Annotated in this window: 13 protein-coding genes; 5 read left to right on the top strand and 8 right to left on the bottom strand. The window is 53.9% G+C overall.

The annotated features are described in order from the left end of the window. The 8 genes from ONB24_01765 to ONB24_01730 form a co-directional block, all read right to left on the bottom strand. The coding region (locus ONB24_01765; protein ID MDZ7314827.1) for a carbohydrate ABC transporter permease at positions 1–521 on the bottom strand (521 nt) is incomplete at its 3' end. Between the two features lie 2 nt (positions 522–523). After that, positions 524–1,390 carry a sugar ABC transporter permease gene (locus tag ONB24_01760; GenBank protein ID MDZ7314826.1) on the bottom strand — a complete coding sequence of 289 codons (867 nt, stop codon included), beginning with the start codon at positions 1,388–1,390 and terminating at the stop codon, positions 524–526. Between the two features lie 24 nt (positions 1,391–1,414). Further along, entirely contained in the window at positions 1,415–2,620 is a 1,206-nt protein-coding gene (locus ONB24_01755) for an extracellular solute-binding protein (GenBank protein MDZ7314825.1), read from the bottom strand. A gap of 160 nt (positions 2,621–2,780) precedes the next feature. Then, complete coding sequence (locus tag ONB24_01750; GenBank protein ID MDZ7314824.1) at positions 2,781–3,809, bottom strand: PorV/PorQ family protein; 1,029 nt, start codon at positions 3,807–3,809, stop codon at positions 2,781–2,783. Positions 3,810–3,826: 17 nt separating this feature from the next. After that, entirely contained in the window at positions 3,827–6,979 is a 3,153-nt protein-coding gene (locus tag ONB24_01745; GenBank protein MDZ7314823.1) for a hypothetical protein, read from the bottom strand. Positions 6,980–6,992: 13 nt separating this feature from the next. Next, on the bottom strand, positions 6,993–9,695 hold the full coding sequence (locus tag ONB24_01740) for a TonB-dependent receptor (protein MDZ7314822.1): 2,703 nt from the start codon (positions 9,693–9,695) through the stop codon (positions 6,993–6,995). Positions 9,696–9,761: 66 nt separating this feature from the next. Further along, the gene (locus ONB24_01735) at positions 9,762–12,242 is read right to left on the bottom strand and encodes a carbohydrate binding domain-containing protein (GenBank protein ID MDZ7314821.1); all 2,481 of its coding nucleotides are present in this window, start codon (positions 12,240–12,242) and stop codon (positions 9,762–9,764) included. Between the two features lie 126 nt (positions 12,243–12,368). Next, positions 12,369–13,394, bottom strand: coding sequence for a LacI family transcriptional regulator (locus ONB24_01730; protein ID MDZ7314820.1), 1,026 nt, complete (start codon positions 13,392–13,394; stop codon positions 12,369–12,371). Between the two features lie 345 nt (positions 13,395–13,739). Between ONB24_01730 and ONB24_01725 the strand changes: the two genes are divergently transcribed. The 5 genes from ONB24_01725 (at position 13,740) to ONB24_01705 (ending at position 19,742) form a co-directional block, all read left to right on the top strand. Further along, positions 13,740–14,972: a Gfo/Idh/MocA family oxidoreductase gene (locus ONB24_01725; GenBank protein ID MDZ7314819.1), complete on the top strand. Its 1,233-nt coding sequence runs from the start codon at positions 13,740–13,742 to the stop codon at positions 14,970–14,972. A gap of 111 nt (positions 14,973–15,083) precedes the next feature. Continuing rightward, complete coding sequence (locus ONB24_01720; protein MDZ7314818.1) at positions 15,084–16,367, top strand: bile acid:sodium symporter family protein; 1,284 nt, start codon at positions 15,084–15,086, stop codon at positions 16,365–16,367. Positions 16,368–16,504: 137 nt separating this feature from the next. Further along, on the top strand, positions 16,505–17,878 hold the full coding sequence (locus ONB24_01715) for a mandelate racemase/muconate lactonizing enzyme family protein (GenBank protein ID MDZ7314817.1): 1,374 nt from the start codon (positions 16,505–16,507) through the stop codon (positions 17,876–17,878). A 19-nt stretch (positions 17,879–17,897) separates the two neighbouring features. Beyond that, the gene (locus ONB24_01710) at positions 17,898–18,815 is read left to right on the top strand and encodes an RraA family protein (GenBank protein ID MDZ7314816.1); all 918 of its coding nucleotides are present in this window, start codon (positions 17,898–17,900) and stop codon (positions 18,813–18,815) included. Positions 18,816–18,878: 63 nt separating this feature from the next. Further along, the gene (locus ONB24_01705) at positions 18,879–19,742 is read left to right on the top strand and encodes a polysaccharide deacetylase family protein (protein ID MDZ7314815.1); all 864 of its coding nucleotides are present in this window, start codon (positions 18,879–18,881) and stop codon (positions 19,740–19,742) included. The last annotated feature ends 58 nt before the right edge of the window (positions 19,743–19,800 follow it).

Below are 19,800 nucleotides of genomic sequence, written 5' to 3'. Positions count from 1 at the left end.
AGGATCTGCAGCTCCGATAATCCGTCAACGCGTGCCGCGTCAATCAGCTCTTGCGGCAGGGTAAGGAAAAACTGCCGGAACAACAGGATCCCGAAACCGCTGATCATACTCGGTACGATGAGCGACAAATAAGTATCCGTCCAATGCAGCTTGACCATAAGAATGTACATCGGAATGAGCGTGAGCTGAAACGGGATCATCATCGTGAACAGAATGACGGCGAACATGACGGTTTTGCCGCGAAAGTTGAGCCGCGCCAGGGCATACCCCCCCATAGAGCTGAAGCAAAGGACCGAAGCGGTGATCAAGGTGCTGACCAGGAGGCTGTTCAAAAGGGCACGAAAGATGGGAATTTTGGTTACTACCTGACGATAGCTCTCGATCGTCAGGCGGGAAGGGATCGGGTTGAACGCCAGAATCTCCATCTCCGGCTTGACCGTAGCCAATGCCATCCACACAAACGGATAGAGAAAAACGATTGCGCCCAGAGAGAGCATAAGATAAATCCACAGCTTTTTCATCTTCAAACCTCCCGCTCGACGACCTTGCGCTGCACCAGCACAACGCCGAAAATGATCAGCGCAAAAAAGAAGCCCAGCGTAGCGGCATAACCCATGCGATTGAAATAGAACGCTTGTTTATAGATGTAAAGCATGGCCGAAAGGGTTCGATTCATGGGACCGCCGCCTGTGAGAATGTAGGGCTCTATAAACAGACTGAATCCGCCGATAGTGGATAGAATGATGACCAACAGCATTGTTGGGTTGAGCATCGGCAGCGTGATGCGACGGAACTGCTGCCAGGAAGTGGCACCGTCGATCTGCGCCGATTCATAAAGCGATGTCGGGATAGTCTGCAGCCCGGCCAAGAAAAGGACAATATAAAATCCGATGTTCTTCCAGGTAGCCATGACGGCAATGGACGGCATAGCCCATTCTGGACTGCTGAGCCAGGGAATTTTCGGCAATCCCAGTTTGAAGAGAATTGTGTTGAGGACCCCGGTTTCCTGCGAAAAGAGCTGCTGAAACAAAACCGAAACGACGACACCGGAGACAATGACCGGCAAAAAATATACGGCGCGGTAAAAGCCTCTGCCGCGAATATTCTGGTTGAGAAGCACGGCAAAGAACAAAGCAAAGACGATCTGCAGCGGAATATGGATGGCTAAGAACAGAAGTGTATTCAAGATGGCCTGGAAAAAAAGTTCGTCACGAAAAAGCCGGGCAAAATTACCCAGCCCGACCCATTGCATGGGCGTGTAGATGTCCCATTTGTGAAAAACCAAAATCAAAGAAAAAGTCAGCGGATAAGCCATAAAAAAGAGGAAATGGAGCCAATAAGGCGCCATGAGCAAATAGCCGCTGCGTTGTTGGGAAGAAAACAAGCTCATCGCACCACCCTGTCCATTCAGGTTCTATTGCAGAATTTCCCGCGCCCGCTCTGCGGCACGACGAACCGCTTCTTCGGGCGAGCGTCGCCCCAAAATGCAGCAGGCTTCGAATTCTTGGGAGATGGCGTCGAAAATTTCTCGCAGCTCGGGATCCGGATCTACACCGCGAGTAAACGGCGCCTGCAGGGCAAACCGTTCCAGCTTGGGATGTGCCGCGAAAAAAGCGGCAAAATCGACATCCTCAAACATATCGCGGCGGATGGGGATTTGACTGGCCAGCTGCAGAAGCATCAAATCCTGTTTTTTGCTGACCAAGAGTTTGACGAATTGCCAGGCCGCTTTCGGGTTGCGGCATGTCGTAAAGATTGCAATGTTCTTCGGGTCGCCGTAGGTCATGACCGGCCCCTCATGTCCGTCCGGAACCGGAATCGGCGCATAATCGAATTCGAAACCTTCCGGCTTATATCTATTCAAATGATCAATATTCCAAGGGCCGGTTACATGCACGGCAACCAATCCGGCCAGGAACGGATCCTGCTGAAAGTGAGCTTTGGGGAAATAACCGCGGCGAAAGCCTTCCTGAAAGAAGCGAAACACCTCTACGGCAGCTTGATTTTCGAAGCATACCTTTCGATCGCGGATCAACGTTTCCCCCTTTGAAGCGGCGATGTAAAATGTATAGAAATCAAAATACCGCAGCCACCATTTTACATTGATGTCGACGGCCATCATCCAGCGGTCGTTATCTCCATCGCCGTCAAGGTCGCGGGTGATCTGCTCCGCCACGGCAAAAAACTCCGAGTAAGTGGCGGGCGGCCGATCGAATCCTGCCGCCTTCAGCATGCTCACATTGTATTCCAGCATAATTGGATTGGTTTTCCACGGCATTTGATAAAACCGCCCGTCCTGATAGCGATATGGCTCGATTTGGGCTTCCGGCAGTCGAGCAGTGATGACTGAGTCGAAATCGGCAAACTGATCGAGCGGAATGACGGCACCGGCACGCACGAGTTGCCCGACGATTCCCGGCCAAATGTTCGAACAGATATCCGGAGTAGTCTTACCCACGACAGCAGCGAGCAGCACCTCTTCGGTTGATTGGCTCTCCGGTATCGGTTGAACTTTAACGGGCAGTTCGGGGTGAAGACGATTCCATTCTTCAGCCGCCTGCCTCGCCAGTGCGATTTCCTGGACATTGGCAGCCGGCCAATAGACCAAAGATTGCCTCATGTCGCTTTTTTCGGTTTTGCATCCGTTCAGCAGCCCCAGGAGAACAATCCCAGCGAATAATCTCCATGAGCGCCAATCGGTCCGGCTTACTGCATACATAATCGTGAGGCGGGTGAGAACCACGGCTGGTTTTTCATTTTCATCATGTCGATTCATGTTGCTAAAGGTTTAAGGTCAAGGAAAGATGCTGAGCATTGTCCAGCCGACCGAAATTCGCATACGCGTAGTCGATCCGCAGGTTCATATTGCCGAGCAGGCGAAGGTGGAATCCCGCGCCGAAGGATGCTCCTCCCTCTCCATCGCGCAGGAAAAGGTCGCGCATGCCGGCGCGCAGGAAAAACATTTTGCGGAAGGCATACTCGGCTCCAAGGTTGACAGATTCGGTATTGTCGTAAGGATGAACCGCATCGCTGGCCAGTGTAAGCCGATGAAAGCCGTCATCGAGAACGTCCATCGCCAGCCCGAATTGGAAAGTCAAAGGCAACGGCCAATGTTCTGTCTGCAGATTAGCCGGAACACGGTCGTTATTGCCGATGATGTAGGGATCGACGTCATAGAACACCAGCAGATCTTTGCCTTCCATGCGCATATCGGTACCGAAATTGAGCAGGGAAGCGCCGATGCGCAGCCCGTGAAGTCCGGTTACAAACAGAGTGCCGAAATCTACCGCTATCCCGTGCGCCCGCTCATGCCAAATGGATTGATGAATGTACTTGGCATTGAAACCGATGGTAAAGCGGTCGGTCAGGGCTCGCGCATAGCTCACACCGACAGCCAGGTCCGAAGCGCTGAAAATTTCTCCGGTCCCTTCAGGCTGATCCGTGGTACGCACCGCCATGTCGCCGTAATTCAGAGTGGTAATAAAAGCACCCAAACTGCCCACTCCGGCAACAGGAAAACAGATTCCGGCAAAATTGTATTTGATATTTGCGAGCCAGCTGCTGTTGGTAAAGAGCAGCTCTATGTTGCGGACAGCAGTGAGTCCGGCGGGATTCCAGTAGAGCGCGCCGGCGTCGTCGGCAGTGGCGACAAAAGCACCGCCCATGCCGAGCGGCCGGGCACCCGCGCCGATTTCTAAAAAGGGCGCCGCCGTAATGCCGACCTTGGAAACATCGGCGGCAGCTGCCGCTCCGCAAAAAAGCAGGCAAAGTGCCGCTGCAAAACCGACTCGATTTTTGATTTTATCCATAATCCTTCCATCCTGCCTTACTTGATCACCGCAAACTTGCCGACATAGGTTCCGACCCCCGGTGCATCCACATGATAAAGATAGACGCCGTAGGCGATTTCCATACCGTCCTTGCTGAGCAGATCCCAGGCTTCGGAGCCGTTCTCGGCGATGCCGTCATGCTCGATGGTATCCACGAGATAGCCGCGCACCGTATAAATGCGAATCGTACATTTTTGCGGCAGGTTGTTAAAGTAGATCTTTCGCTCGCCGCGACCGAATTGAAAAGGACTACGGCTTTCCCAAGATGCGGCGGCACGATAGGGATTCGGAACGACCGTAATCCGATCCAATTGATTCTTGGCCATGTCCGGGACCATCCGCCCGCTTCGTACTGTAAAGCGCGCCGTCTCGCCGTTGCGGAAAGGTTTGCTTGTATGAATGCGGAAAACGTCGCCGGGGCGTGGAGCGGCCGGACTCCCGGCCTCCCAAAAGACGGCCCAAGAAGTTTTAAATTTGGAGCGCGGCTCGCTCAGCGGTTCTCCCAGCCTGTTGCCAATGAGGATCGTTACGTGATCCCCCGGTGTAAAACTGCCGTCACGGTCTTTATCGGTAACCAAAAATTCCATCCGGCGATTTTCAGTAACATTGTTGATCATAAAATTAACAGGAATTGCTTTTTGTCCGAACAGCAACGCTTTGGAGGTATCCGCCGAGTGATCGAAAAATAGGATCTCAAAATCGGCAGGATAGTCGACATGGCGGCCGAGCAGACTGCTGTCGATGCCGACGCGGAACCAGACGTCGCTGCGCGGTTCTACCCAACCGGTGGCCGCCTCATCTACTTTTACCTTGGTGTCATTGACGATGCTGACGGCCAGCCCTTCCGCCACCGGCGAGAGCGCTTTGCCGCCCTCGAGGCGTTCATCCTCGAAGAGCAGCTCCCCCGTGGTGAGATTCTTCAGGCTGTACCAAGGATTGGCTTCCTGGCCGAATCGCGTCGTGTCCTTGAATTGAATTTGATATTCATGGCCGTCGCGCAGCGCCGTAGGATCGAGAAGCTCGACGGTGATCGACCCAGTGGCCGGGCCTTCCAGGTGCACACCGTCAGCCAAGTGCGGCGGATCATAACCGGCTGCCGGCGCCTGAGGTGTAACAACCGCCGTGTTGATGTCCATGAACTCGATCACTCCTGCGGCGCTCATCTTGATGATGCTCGGCGATTCGCTCGGCGGAATGCCGGCCAACTCGCCCGTTGCGCTTGTTTCGACGTGCCCGCGGTCGTAGGAGACTACGGCGTAGTAATAAGTTTGACCATTCTTTACATCTGTGTCGATAAAGTAATGGCGTAGGCCGGTATCATCTCCCAGGTAATACTTGATGCCGTCCACATCTATCGGATGGAGCCCTTTAATGCCGTTCTTCAAATCGAACTGCGCAATGGGCTGCTTGAGTATTTTTTTGCCGTAAGCGTTTGTGATTATTTGCGCCTCAAGGAACTCGGGGTCTGTGGTTCGATAGATGCGATAGCCCTCAAAATCATATTCCTGCAGAAACGGATCCCAGGAGCTTTCCGCTTTGTCGTCCCAATAGAGCACCACGCGACGGTCGCCGGCAACGGCCGTGACCCTCGGCTTTTCCGGCGGCTTGGCAAAGCGGTAGCTGGCGTTATAGATCTGCTGAATCGTCTTTTTAGTGCGCGCCAGCTGTTTTTGGTCTTCCCCGAACAGCAGCGCCATCGAATAGAACTGGGTTTCGCCCGCTTCCAAACGAAACGGACCCGAGCTGAAGAACATACCGAGATTGGTATTCTGAACCAACTTGTCACGCGGCGGCGGCGCCGAGACGAGCCCTTTCCAGTAGGCTTCGTCGTTTTCCATCTTGTATTCGTGCAGCACAAAGACGTTAAAGCCGGTCAAACCGATCTGATCCGATTCATCCTTATCGGTAAAACCGAAATCCGGTTCCCCGGGCGTCGGGATGCCGTCGCCTTCTCCCTCATCCGGGCCGGGATAATTGGGATCATTGGGCCCCAGCCCGTCCTCGCCGAGGTCATCGCGGAGCGGTTCCCCAAAATCCCAGACGCCGTTTTCATTCAAATCGAGGTAAGAATCCCAGTTTATGTTTTCATCACCTGACCAGTGCGGTCGCAGTTGGGTATTGGGATAAAATTTTTTGAACGCTTCCACATCGGCAATGCCGTAAGGATAGCTGTCAAGCCAAACGCCCGGGCCATTGTCGCGCCGTTCGTCGATTAGGCCGTCACCGTCATTATCCTGTCCGTCGCCAAAGATGCCGGGGCTTTCGAGAAAAGCGAATCCGGCCACGCCCACCGGCGACCAGTTGTAAGGGCTTCCGTAACCGTTGCCGTCGAAAGCCCATGCGATGTCGAGATCCAAGTCGTAGTTGCCGCAGTCGTCGGCCGAATCGTCATGGCCGCCGATGCCCCAGTCGATGTGAAAGGCAAAGTAGGTGCTGTCATAGTTTGTTTTGCCTTCATTGGTAATGAAATAGATGGCAAAGATGACGTCCTGGGCCAACACCTGATTCCACTGAAAGAGTCGAAAGGCGACCTCCAACCCCAAACCGCGCCGCGACGAGTCGGTCGGATCGGGATAGAACAGGAATTCCTCGTCGGGATCGTCGTCGAACACGGCATACGCCTCCAAGTCGGCGTTCGTTTTCCCCTTACCGAAAAAACCGTTCCACTGGCCAGCCCAATCCGAATCTTTGTCAGGCCAAAATGTCGGCCAGGTATTGGGATCGTTGCTGACGGCCGGCGAATTGTTGACGTTGACTTTGGGGTCGGGGTTAAAGTAGCCCGGCAGAGGGGCAAATCCCCACGGAATCCCTTCGGGGGAGACGTCCATGTCTTCCCGGTACCGTGTGACGACCGAGTGTCGATATTGACCGGCGGCATCGACGATCGGCGCCGCCACCACCAGCGCCACGCCGTCCACATAAGTATGGCCGGAACCCTTGGGCCATTCTCCCGAAGGCCACGCTTTCTCGTCCCAGTTGGCAATCTCGCCATGATTGGCAAAGACGGTGCGCACCAGGTTGCCGTCCATTAAGCCCCAGCGGGTATGTTCCAAACTGCCGACGTTGGGATCCGGTTTGCGCTGCCCTTGCGCCGAAACAGTGCAAAGCAGCAAGGCGGTCAAAAGATGATGAATCTGCTTCCTGCTCATATGTTCATTCCGCTTAGAATTGATAAGAAACGCCGAAAATGACCTGCCGCGGCGGCGAATAGAAATCAGGGCGACGTATGTATTCTTCGAGCGTATTGAGACCGAAAATCGTACCGGAGCGGGCGGCGCTTATCGAATAATTGGCCCGGCCGGTATCGCTGTAAACCTCATTTTCGTTTTTTCGATCGAACAAGTTGAAAATCCGTATAAAAACCGTCATCTCATGCCGTCCGATCGGAAAATTCCGAAAAGCATGCAGATCGACATTGTAGAAGGACGGCTTGCGCTCGCTGTTTTCGACTGCGGTGCGGACGTTCTGTTCCGTGGGCGTGTAGGGCAGACCGCTGCCCAATTTGGCAATAAGGCTGAGGGCCTGTTTGTTCGGATCGCCCAGGGTTGCAGAAACATTGAGACTATGAGTGCGGTCCCAGTTCAACGGCACAAGCTGTTTCTGCGGCTCGCGCCCGGCCTGAACATCCAAAAATGCAGAAGCCGGATCTGAGGCATTGCCTTTAGCGATCTGATAGGTATAGTCTACCGTCGCGGCCAGCCCTTGCCGCATGCGCTTTTCGAATGAAACCGTCAGCCCCTTTACATTGCCGTAATCGCGATTGATATATCGGGCGTAGCGTATGCCGTTGATGTTGTATAGAATCTCCGTACCGGTCAAGTTGCGGATGTCTTTAAAGTAAGCGGTCAAGTCAAGTGATATATCGGCACCGAGCTGCTGCTGCAGTCCGATCTCGTACATGGTCGTGCGCTGCGGCTTGAGCTCCGCATTGCCGATGGTATTCGGCAGGCGTTCCGGCGGATTGGTGCTGCCGTAATCACTCGTCGCATAAAGCTCGAAATCGGGGTTTACATAAAGATACTCGAAATTGGGAATCTGAAAAAAGTGACCGTAGGATATATGGATGGCGCCTCGATCGGTAATGGGATAAGAGATGCCGAAACGCGGACTGATCTGGGACGTCGGTTTGGCCGGCAGCAGGCTCGCTCGATTCGGCTGCAAAAACTCTTCCGGTACGCGACCGTCCGAATCGAAATAGTCAAAGCGAACACCGGCGTTGACAACCATATAACTGAGCTCTATTTTGTCCTGAATATAAGCAGCAAATTCAGTCGGATTAAATCGGTATTCATCGTTATTCTGAACATTCTTGGTCTCTTCCGGAATGTAGGGTTTCCAATTGGTATCGCGGTTGAGACGTATTTCAAAGGCACGCAGCCATAATCGATGCCGCCTGAACTCTGCTCCCGCTTTGATTTGATGAACATTTGTAACTTGAGACGTCAAATCGAGGCGGCCGAGCGTTGTCGTCGTAGTTCGGTAAAAATGCCACATTTTTTGACCGCCCGTGACAAATGCCGACCCGCTTGCCGCTCTGAGCAGCTGCGGATTGACATAGCGCCGGTCATAAGGATCATCATATACCGACTGGCGATAATCGGTTATAAACTCTGCCGCTTTGGCTGTTAAGAAAGTGCGGTTGCTAAGAACGTAAGTATAGTTAAGGCTGTTATGCCTGCTTTTTTGGCGACGACGATAATCGCCGTCCGGATTATAGCGGAAGGCATGATCATATTCACGATAGTTCTGCTGCTGATAGAGTCCTTCGTAGACCAGTTTGTGTGACGGATTCGGCCTAAAGACCAGTTTGAATTGACCCGACAAGCGACGGTTTGGGTTCATCGGCACATAGGACGCACGGGTGCGGATGCTGTCGGCAAGGCGGTTGAATTCTTCATCAGAGGAAAACCGATGGCCTGCACCCCACGATTCGATGTACCAGTCGCGCACATCGGTACTGGGAAAGTTGGAAGAATCGGAAGGTAGAAAAACCCGTTTCCCGTAAATATGTCCTTCGGTATCAAAGTAGCGGCCCGAGGCAAAAAACGTCAGCTTGTTGCCGAAGCGGGGCAACGGTCCGCTTATTGAAGCGTCTAAATTATAGGTGGGATTGAAAACGTTCATGTTTTCAAAGATCGAGTTATTGGGGCTAACGTAATCGCCCACATACGCGCTTAGAGTGCCGTGGTAAGCCTCGCCGCCCTCTTTGGTAACGACGTTGACAATGCCCGACATCGCTTGGCCGTATTCGGCGTTAAAGGTACCGCTGATGATCTGCAGCTCCTGAATAGCGCTGTTTTCCACCTGCAATGCATTTTCACCCGAATAGGCGTCATTAAGTGGGATACCTTCAATCAGATAGGCCACTTCACCGCGTCGGCCGCCGCGAAAATGGCCGTCGACGACACCGGCCTGCAGGTTGACGACATCCTGCAGAGTTTCCACCGGCAGACGACTGATAACCTCGGAGCCTACGGTTGCCGTCGTGGAGGTCAGATCGCGTTCGATCAGCGGTCGTTCCGCAACGATGGTCACGGTTTCTCCCAAATCGAGAGCAATCGGCTTGAGGGCAAACCTAAGTTCAGTCGTTTTATCTATTGATGCGCGCACACTCTCAATTTTGAGCGTCTGGTAACCGATCATCGAGGCGCTCACCGTGACGGTTCCGGGCGGTACACGCAGAATAAAAAATTCACCGTTAAGGTCCGTAGCTGCGCCCAGCGTGGTGCCTTCAATGACCACATTGACGCCCGGCAACGGCTCGCCGGTGTCGGCATCGGTCACTTTGCCGACGATCTTACCGGTCGATCCGGAGAAAACCGGTTCAGCCAAGAGGATAAGAAGGAAGAAAGCAATGCGCTTCATATTACATTTCCAATCATTCCGGGTGAATAACATGGGAGCCGACACGCGTATCGGCTCCCTTGATTCTTATTTAAGCAGCGTCATGCGGCGAGTCAATTTTGCCTTATCGGCGGACAACACATAGAAATAGTTGCCGCTGGGCAAAAGTGCGCCGTCGTCTCCACGACCGTCCCACGTCAAGGAATGGATGCCTGCCTCCATCTTGCCGTCGAGCAGCGTGCGCACCTTTTCACCGAGCAGATTATAGATCTCGAGCCGCACGGGCTGCGACTCTGCGAGCGCAAAACGAATTGTCGTCGTCGGGTTGAAGGGGTTCGGATAGTTTTGCGCCAGTTCAAAGCGTACGGGCAGCTCCACCGGCCGACCGTTGACCTGTGTCGTGTTGCCTTCAAGCACGGCAAAATCGTCCCAATAAACGTTGCCGGTCGCTTGGTGCTGCAGACGCGCGCGGATCGACATGCGTTTGGCGTCTTCCGGAGTAATGAGAGTAAAAGCGTACCAAGTCCAGTCTTTGTCCGATACGGTCTGGTCGATGACGAAAAAGTCCTGGCCGCCGATTTCCGCCCAGCCTTCAGCGTCCGTATGATAAGTGACGGTGAAAAAGATCGACTTTTCGACGTCTTTTTCGGGGTTGGTCACTACCCCTTCGGTTTTAACCCACGCCTCAATGGTATAGAGCGTACCGCCTTTGATGGGCAGGCGATCAGAGATGGCCACGACTTCAGCGGGATTATCTGCCGTATCGGCTACCAGCAGCGAGTGCTCGCCGGTGTGCGCGGCATCTTTGGTGATGGTGACGATGCCGAAATCCTTGGCACCGTTACTCATGTTATCCTTCCAGAAAAACCAGCCCTCCGGCACGCCGAAATTGGCGTTGTAAAGATCGCCGATCCAGCCTTCAGCCCCGGGAGCAGTACGCATAAAAATATCATCCAGCCATGCAGTACCGGTGGCTTCGGCGCCGAACTTGAACTGGATGGACATCGAGGCCGCCGGCACAGGCAGGACGATCGGCGAAGAGTTTTTGATTTCCGTCCAATCGACTGAAGCCTGCGATTGGGGAAATGGAATGACCACCGGTGGGTCAAAGATGATCTTACCGGCTTCATCATAGAAGGTATAGATCAGCTGGATCCGTTGCGCGTCGGAAGTCGGATTGGCATTGACGTTCTCGGTCTTGACCCAGCCGCCGACTTCGATTTCAATGTTGGCCGGGATGCCGGTGGTCGGGTTCCAGTTAAGCGTGGCCATGTTCACTTTGGTGCGCCACATCGGCTCATCATCCCCGCTTGCATCTGAAATCATCAGAGAGCGTTGAGGCGACCGGTAGACCTCGTCTGACCAAGCTACGGTTGCGCCGGAGTGGTTTGCCTTCTCCCAATAGGCAGGGACCTCCGCATTTTCGAAAGTAAAGCCGGGGTTAACCTGAGCGATGGGAATGATCTCGATATCATCCCAATAGGTATTGCCGACAGCCTGATGCTGCATTCTGGCGCGGATGGACAGGCGCGTGTCGTTCTCGCCGGTTTTCAGACGAAAAGAGTAAAGCGTCCAGTCACGATCGCTTGCCGATTGATCGACGACAAAAAAGTCCTGACCGTGTGTCTCAGCCCAGCCTTCGGCGCTCGAGTGATAGGTGACGGTGAAAAAGACCGCTTTTTCGACATCCTTTTCCGGATTGGGATTGACGCCTTCCAGTTTGACCCAAGCTTTCACCAGATATTCCGTATTGGGTTGCACCGGGTTGCGGTCAGAGATCGCTACAACCTCGGCCGGATTGTCCGGTGTATCGGCGACACGCAACGAATATTTGCCTTTATGAGCGTATTTGTCAGTGATGGTCACTATGCCGTAATCCTTCTCTCCCACGCTCATCATATCTTTCCAGAAGAACCACCCTTGCGGTACACCGAAATTGGCATTGTAAAGATCGCCGATCCAGCCCGCAGCGCCCGGCGCCGTGCGCATGAACAGGTCATCCAACCATACCGTTCCGGTTGCGTTGGCACCGAATTGAAACTTGATGATCAGTTTTGCCGCATCAGTCGGCAAGACGATGGGCACATCGTTTTTGATTTCCGTCCAATCGACGGAAGGTTGAGTCTGCGGAATTTGCAGAACGATCGGCTGATCAAAGATGAGCGCATTAGAAGCAGAATAAAAGCTGAAGGTGAGGAGGATTTTATCATCTTGAGCAGCGGGGTTGGTGTTGACGTTCTGCGTTTTAACCCAGCCGCCGACTTCGATTTCGATGTTGGCCGGAATTCCGCTGGTCGGATTCCAATTGAGTGTGGCCATGTTCTGAGAAACCCAGGCGGGCGCGTCGGATCCGCCGCTGTCCGAGATCTTGAGGGATCGTTCCGGCGAACGGTACTCATCGGTCGCCCATTCAACTGTTGCTTCTGCCGCGTTTTCTTTTTGCCAATAGGCCGGAGTCTCGGCGTTTTCGAACCCCCCGTTGACGACCACATTCCCCTGTGCCGACTGCGGCAGCAGGAGAAACGTCAACGTAATGGCAGCGCAAAAAATAATCCCGTGCTTCTTCATAGTCTTCCCTCGCGTTACAGTTAATGGTTAACTGACTACTTACGAATCATACCTTCAATTATTTATGTTCTTCCGGTCACCTCCTTTACTGCATTTATTGTCGATGCGAATGAATAATAATTAAAATCAAGTTCCGCTCTTGGCACCCAGCGTCGATTCTCTCGGAATCAGCCTGACCGGCATAATGATGCGCATACCGAGGCTTTGTTCGCCGCGAATAAGATCGACCAAGTGGCGTACCGCAGCCGCGCCCATCTCTTCCTTGGGTACGTGGATCGTCGTCAACGTCGGCCGCGCCGTGATCGACGACTCGACATTGTCAAATCCGGTCACGGCGATGTCTTCGGGAATGCGCAGCTTGCGGTCGCGACAGGCGCGTAAAACTCCGACGGCCATGGCATCGTTTGCGGCGACGATGGCGGTAACGGAAAGCCCCTTGTCGAGCAATCGATTCGCAGCGGCAAAACCGGCTTCCGGGCCGCTTCTCTCATCATCGCATTCGATTGCCGCCTCATTCAGGACAATGCCTTTCTCCTCAAGATAAGCGCGAAAGGTTCTGCAGCGTTTTTGCATACTGGGATGGCGCATGTCGCCGCCGATGAAGGCGAATTCTTTATGTCCGAGCCCCAACAAATGATCAAGCGCCTGTCGGATTCCGGAAGCGTTATCCATCAAAACGACCGAATCGTTGCGCTCGGCAAAATAATAATCCACCAACACAAAGGGCAGCGCGATTTTGTCGAGGTAATCAACCAACTCGCGCGGCACGGCGCCCGCAAGAATGACGCCGTCGACATTGCGCTCGAGCAGAAAGCGCGGCATCGTTTTAGCGGAAACCGAAGGTTCGACAGTGGTCAAAAGAATGTAATAATCGTGTGAACGAGCCTCGAATTCGGTGCCGAGGAATATTTTGGTGTAAAAAGGCTCGGCTTGGGAAAAGTGGTCGCTGCTGAGGATAAAACCAAAGTTGCCGGTTTGCTTGGTGACCAATCCGCGGGCGGTTCGCTGGGGATGGAAATTCAGTTCTTCGACAGCCTGCAGGACCTTAAGCTCCGTCTCTTTCGAGACCGAACCTTTACGGTTCAGAACCAGCGAAACAGTAGAAATGGAAACTCCCGCCCGCTTGGCGACGTCTTTGATGGTCGCATTCATCGAAACGTTCTATTTTATTTTATCTTTAATTTTTAATGATATAATATTTGTCTTCCGCCAATTATTCGAAACGTTTTAATAATAGCAACTCTATTTAAAGAAGTCAAGTATTATTTTTGTCCATGCAAAGCGTTTTGGGCGCATTTTATAATACAAAATCTGAAATTTTTTTGGCTTTAATAGGAAAAACGCTATATTCCTTTCAAGCTGAAACGTTTTCTAAAATCGCCGGTAATCAAGCACACCGGTCTCCGGTTACGTCATTATAATGGCAGTTTAAATCAGACGACGAAAATCTTTAACGGCCATCTTTAATCGTTGATTGAAATGTTTTAGAGGAAAAATATGAGCGAAGCAAAGCTCGAAAATCATCTATCGCGACGCGATTTTTTAGTCGGTGCCGGGGCAGCCGCGTCTTTGACGATCATCAAGCCGGACCTGGTGCGGGGCACCGTCGCCAACAGCAGAATCAAGCTCGGCCTGATCGGCTGCGGCGGACGAGGACAGTGGATTATGGAGTTGTTCAAGAAACATGGCGGCTATGAAATCCATGCCGGTCATGACTACTTTGCAGATCGGGTCAACGAGTTCGGCGACAAATTCGGCATCCCGAAGAATCGCCGCTTCACGGGTCTGTATGGTTACCGCGGCCTCCTTGCTTCCGGAGTCGAGGCGGTTGCGATCGAGAGTCCGCCCTACTTTCACCCGCAGCAGGCGGCCGAGGCAGTGGAGTCGGGCGCACACGTTTACTTGGCCAAACCGATAGCCGTCGACGTGCCGGGCTGCCGCACCGTCGAGCAGAGCGGACAAAAAGCAGCGCAGAAGGGTCTGGTCTTTCTCGTCGACTTTCAAACCCGGGCGAACCCGTTTTTCATCGAAGCGCTCAAGCGCGTGCATGCGGGCGCGCTCGGCAAATTGGCCTTCGGCGAGGCGATCTATCACGCCGACACGCCTTTTGCGCATATGCATCCGTACGTCGACAAGGAAAAACCCTCCGCCGAAGATTGGCTGCGCGCATGGGGATTAAGCCGCGAGCTCTCCGGCGACATCATTACCGAGCAGAACATCCATACCATCGACGTCATGTCGTGGATCATGAATTGCGAGCCGGTCAAAGCCGCGGGCACCTGCGGTCACTTGATGCGCAGTCCCAAGTATTGCCATGATTATTTCAGCCTTGTCTTTGAATATCCCGACCATGTCGCGGTAACCTTTAGTTCGCGGCAGTTCAACGGGTTCGGCACGCAGCCCGAAGGCATCCGCAACCGCATGTTCGGCTCAAAGGGTGTGTTGGAGACCGAGTACGGCGGCAGGGTTTTGATTCGCGGCGACAATTTTTACAAAGGCGGTACCACGGAAGGCATCTACGGCGAAGGGGCGGAGGCCAATATTGCGGCCTTTTATAAGAGCATCACGGCCGGCGACGTTATGAACCCGACGGTTGCGCCGAGCGTGCGCAGCAACCTCGTCACCCTGTTGGGTCGCAAAGCCGCCTATGAAGGCCGTCCCGTTACCTGGGCCGAATTGATGTCGGATCAGGAAAAGCTCGAATTCGACCTCAACGGACTCGAGCCGTAATCGTCACTGATTTGTTTTCAGCGCATTCATCCCAATCCGTCGCCGAACTTTTATGTAAACTGATCCTTTCGTAACGGCTATGAAGGTTTCCTTACAGATCCGGTGAATCGTATGAATCTATTCCATCGACTCACAGCAGCTGCGGCCTTGCTTTCGGCCTTCGGTGCTCTGATTTTCTACGGTATGCATCGGCAACCGGCCGGCTCCGCTGCACTCGTCACCTCAGCCGCCGCATTGGCGGCTTTTTTTTCCAGTCATCCGAAGTTAAAAAGCTACGCTTTTACCGTTTGGGTCGCTGTATTCGTAACAGCATCGCTGTTTTTTCCCAAACTCTTCGGCGTCTGGTTCGGTGTAGATCTTTCAATTTTGATTGTTCCCCTCATTCAGATCATTATGTTTGGAATGGGAACAACGTTAAGTGCAGGCGACTTTAGCCGAGTAATCAAAATGCCGGTTCCGGTATTCATCGGCTTTGTCGGCCAATATACGATTATGCCGTTGATCGGCTTGACCATCGCCTCGCTGATGCAGTTCGAGCCGGAAGTGGCGGCGGGAGTGGTGTTGGTGGGTTCATGTCCCGGCGGCGTCGCTTCCAACCTCATTTCCTATTTAGCCGGCGGCAACGTCGCTCTATCGGTCACCATGACCGCCTGCTCCACACTCGCCTCGCCGTTTATGACGCCCTTTCTTATGAAGACTCTGGCGGGCAGACTCGTGCCGATCGATTTTACCGCCATGATGCTCTCCATTCTCAACATGATCATTGTGCCGATCGCGGCCGGCTTGTTCGCCAACAAAATTCTCTACAGCAAAGTCAAACTCTATCAGCAAAAAGCGACGCTCGGCATCCTGACGTCGACAGCTTTGGCACTTGCAACCCTCGTCAGTTTGATCGATGCAGCCGGCTTTGGCTCCCTACAGCCGTTGAGAACCGGCCTCATTGTCGGCTTTTCATTGATCGGCATCACGGCCCTTGCCAAACTGATCATTCAGCTGCTGCTGAAAAAATCCGACCGTTGGATGGATCGCGCGCTGCCGTTGGTGTCGATGATCGGCATCTGCTTCATCATTGCCATCATCACCGCCCGTTCGAGCGAAAAGCTGCTGAGTATCGGCTTGGCGGTTATCCTCGCAGCGGTATTGCACAATCTTTTCGGCTATGCGCTCGGCTACGGCTTGGCGCGGCTGCTGCGCCAAAACGAACGCGACAGCCGCACCATCGCCGTCGAAGTCGGCATGCAGAACGCGGGCATGGCCTCCGGACTGGCGATGAGCGTGCTCAAGAGCGCTCCGGCCGCTTTGGCGCCGGCCGTCTTCGGCCCGTGGATGAATGTCTCCGGATCCATTTTGGCGAACTATTGGCAAAAAAAGCCGATCGAAGAAAGCGGGAATTGAAAAGCAGAGGGCGCGAAAGCGAAAGCAAGCGGTCTTGTTACCGTAAGCTGTTTATTGCAATTCAGCGGCTTTCAACGCCGTAAGGAAACATAAACCACCCTTTGCACGGCATAGACCACAAGCTCGGGAGTAACGTTATGAATCGCAGAACCTGGCTCAAATCCCTCGGCGCCGGTGCGGCCGTCGGCACATTCGGCGGGCTGCTCAAAGACGACAGCCTGGAAGCGGTGCAAAACAACGTCCGCCGCGCTTCAGAACCCTCGCAGCTCAAAATTACCGATTTGCGCGTCGTGCGCATGGGTCCGGGAAATTGGCGACGCTACGTCATCCGCATCGACACCAATCAGGACATCTCCGGCTACGGTGAAATCCGTGACGGCGCCAGTCCGACTTATGCTCTGTTTTTAAAGAGCCGCATTCTGGGCGAAAACCCCTGCAACATCGACAAAATTTTCCGTAAACTCAAACAGTTCGGCGGCCACGCGCGCCAAGCCGGCGGCGTGGTTTCGATCGAAATGGCCTGCTGGGATTTGGCGGGCAAAGCGTGGGGCGTACCCTGCTGGCAGATGCTCGGCGGCAAATTCCGCGACAAGATTCGATTGTATGCCGACACGCCGTCGTCGAACGATGCTGTTGAAATGGGTAAGCGCCTCAAAGCCCGCATCGAAGCCGGATTTACGTTTCTGAAAATGGACATCGGCATCGGCCTGCTCAAAGGCACCGAAGGAACGCTCAGCGCGCCGAGCGGCATGCCCGACACCTCGACCGTCATGCATCCGTTCACCGGCATCCGCATTACCGAGAAGGGACTGAAAATCTTTCAGGACTATGCAGCTACCATACGCGACATTGTGGGATGGGATATCCCAATCGCCGTTGATCATTTCGGCCATTTTCCGCTCGAAGACTGCATCAAAATTGCCCAAGCGCTCGATCAGTTCAATTTCGCATGGTACGAGGACATGATTCCGTGGCAGTTCACTGATCAGTACGTCAAGCTGCGCCAGAGCTGCAAAACGCCAATTCTCACCGGCGAAGATATTTATCTCAAAGAAGGCTTTATGGACCTGTTCGAAAAAAAGGCAATCGCTATTTGCCACCCCGATTTGGCGACGGCCGGCGGTCTGCTGGAGACCAAAAAGATCGGCGACTTGGCTATGGAACACGGCATCGCCATGGCGCTGCACATGGCGGGGAGTCCGATTACCCTGTTTGCCTCGGTGCACGCTGCGGCAGCCACCGAAAACTTTATGGTCTGCGAACACCACAGCGTGGATGACGATTGGTACGACAAGCTGGTCACCGGTGTCGAAAAGCCGATTATCAACAAGGGCTTTGTGACGGTTCCAAACGGGCCTGGATTGGGAATCGAACTGGTGGAAGAGGAAATCAAAAAACATTTGCGCGGTCAGGATAAATATTTTGCTCCGACCGACGAGTGGAACGAAGAGCGCTCCTGGGACCGGCTGTGGAGCAAGCGTCCGTTGCGCAACAGCATTTTAGTCGGCTGATTTGGGAAAGGGATTGACTATGCGAAAAAGGATCCTTTTGCTGCTTTTGTTGACCGCCTCCTTTGCCGCCGCGCAAGTCGGCGTCTTTTCCAAGGAGGACCTGATCCGCTACACGCCGCTATGGAAAGGCGAACGCTTTCCGGACGGACGGCCGAAAGTGTCCGATGACCTTTTGCAGCGGCTGAAGGAGGTATCGATCGAAGAGGCTTGGGCGGTATGCAATCGCCACGGCTACCTGCATCAGTTCGAGGGCAACTGGGTCATGACGGTTCAGGATCCGGTTCTGGTCGGTCGTGCCGTAACTGCGGTTTTCATGCCGCGCAGACCCGATCTCGACTCGATCGTTGTGGATCAGGGTAAAAAAGACGGTCGGATCGGCGGCCAGAATTCATGGGTTATCGACACGCTGGTCGAAGGCGACGTCATTGTCGTCGATCTGTTCGGTAAGGTTGTCGACGGCACCTTTATGGGCGACAATCTGGCGAACTCGATCTGGGCGCGAACCGGCGGCACCGGCGTCATCATCGACGGCGGCGCGCGCGACATCGAGGGCGTGCTGGAGATCGAAAACTTTCCGGTCTTTACCCGCGGCTGGCATCCCTCCTACCTCAAGGACGTCACTTTGATGGGCATCAACACGCCGATCCGCATCGGCAGCGTTACGGTCATGCCGGGCGACGCCGTGCTCGGAAAAAGAGAAGGCATCATCTTTATTCCCGCGCATTTGGTGCAGGAAGTTGTCGAGACCTCAGAGATCGTGCGTCTGCGCGATCAGTTCGGGCATCAACGGCTGAGAGAGAAAAAATATACGCCGGGTCAAATCGACCGCAAATGGACCGAAGAGATCGAGAAAGATTTTGAAGAGTGGCTGCGCGCCCGCGGCGACCAAATGACGCCGTATCAGAAAGAAAAGCTGTTGAAAGGCCGAACATGGTAAGACCCGTGAACGTCGGTGCCGAGTCGACGTTTCGTCGGAGCTCGAGATAAGGAAAGGATTTCGATGATGGACAAGCTCATTCTCTGCTTTATTTTCCTGTTCATCGGCATGGCCGCCGCGCAGGAAGAGATCTATTTGATCGTCCGCGCCGACGACATCGGCTCGTCGCACGCGGCAAATCTGGCATGCATACAGTGTTTCACCGACGGCATCGCCCGCTCGGTCGAAGTGATGGTCCCCTGCGCCTGGTTCCTGGAGGCGGCGGAACTGCTGCGCGCGCACCCGGACTATGACGTCGGCGTCCATTTGACCCTGACCAGCGAGTGGTCTAAGATTAAGTGGCGGCCGCTGACCTGCGCACCGTCGCTCGTCGATGTCAACGGCTACTTTTTCCCCAGACAAAAGAACTGGAGCGACCCGACGGCCGTCGACGCCTTTTGGAACCCCAAAACTGATCTCAAGGAAGTGGAAAAGGAACTGCGCGCGCAAATAGAAACGGCAAAGAGACACATCCCTCAGGTTTCGCATCTCAGCGCACATATGGGAATCGATTCCGTCGACCCCTCTATGCAGCAACTGGTTGATCGCCTGGCCAAAGAGTACGGGCTGGACATTGATTTGGGCAGGCTGGGCGTCAAGTATGTGCGGTGGGATTCGCCCGCGAATGACGACGCTGAAACGCGGACTATTAAGCTGATCGCCGCCTTGGAAGGTCTACGAGAACCGGGGCTGTATCTGATCATCGAGCACCCGGGGTTGGACACACCGGAAATGCAGGCGCACGGTCATCCAGGGTATGAAAACGTTGCCTCCCATCGGGCGGGAGTGACGCACGCTTTCACGAGCGAAAAAGTCAAACAAGTAATCGCAAACAAGGGCATTCGATTGATCAGCTATCGCGAGGCGCAACATCTATTCGGCAAATAATCACCCATAGGAGAGTGTTCATGAACCGACGCACCTTCCTGAAAGGGGCAGCGGCGAG

The sequence above is a fragment of the candidate division KSB1 bacterium genome (assembly GCA_034505495.1).
Taxonomy (GTDB): Bacteria; Zhuqueibacterota; Zhuqueibacteria; order Residuimicrobiales; family Krinioviventaceae; genus Fontimicrobium_A.
The sequence above is the reverse complement of the archived record's forward strand: the minus strand, read 5'-3'. Positions and strand labels throughout refer to the sequence as shown.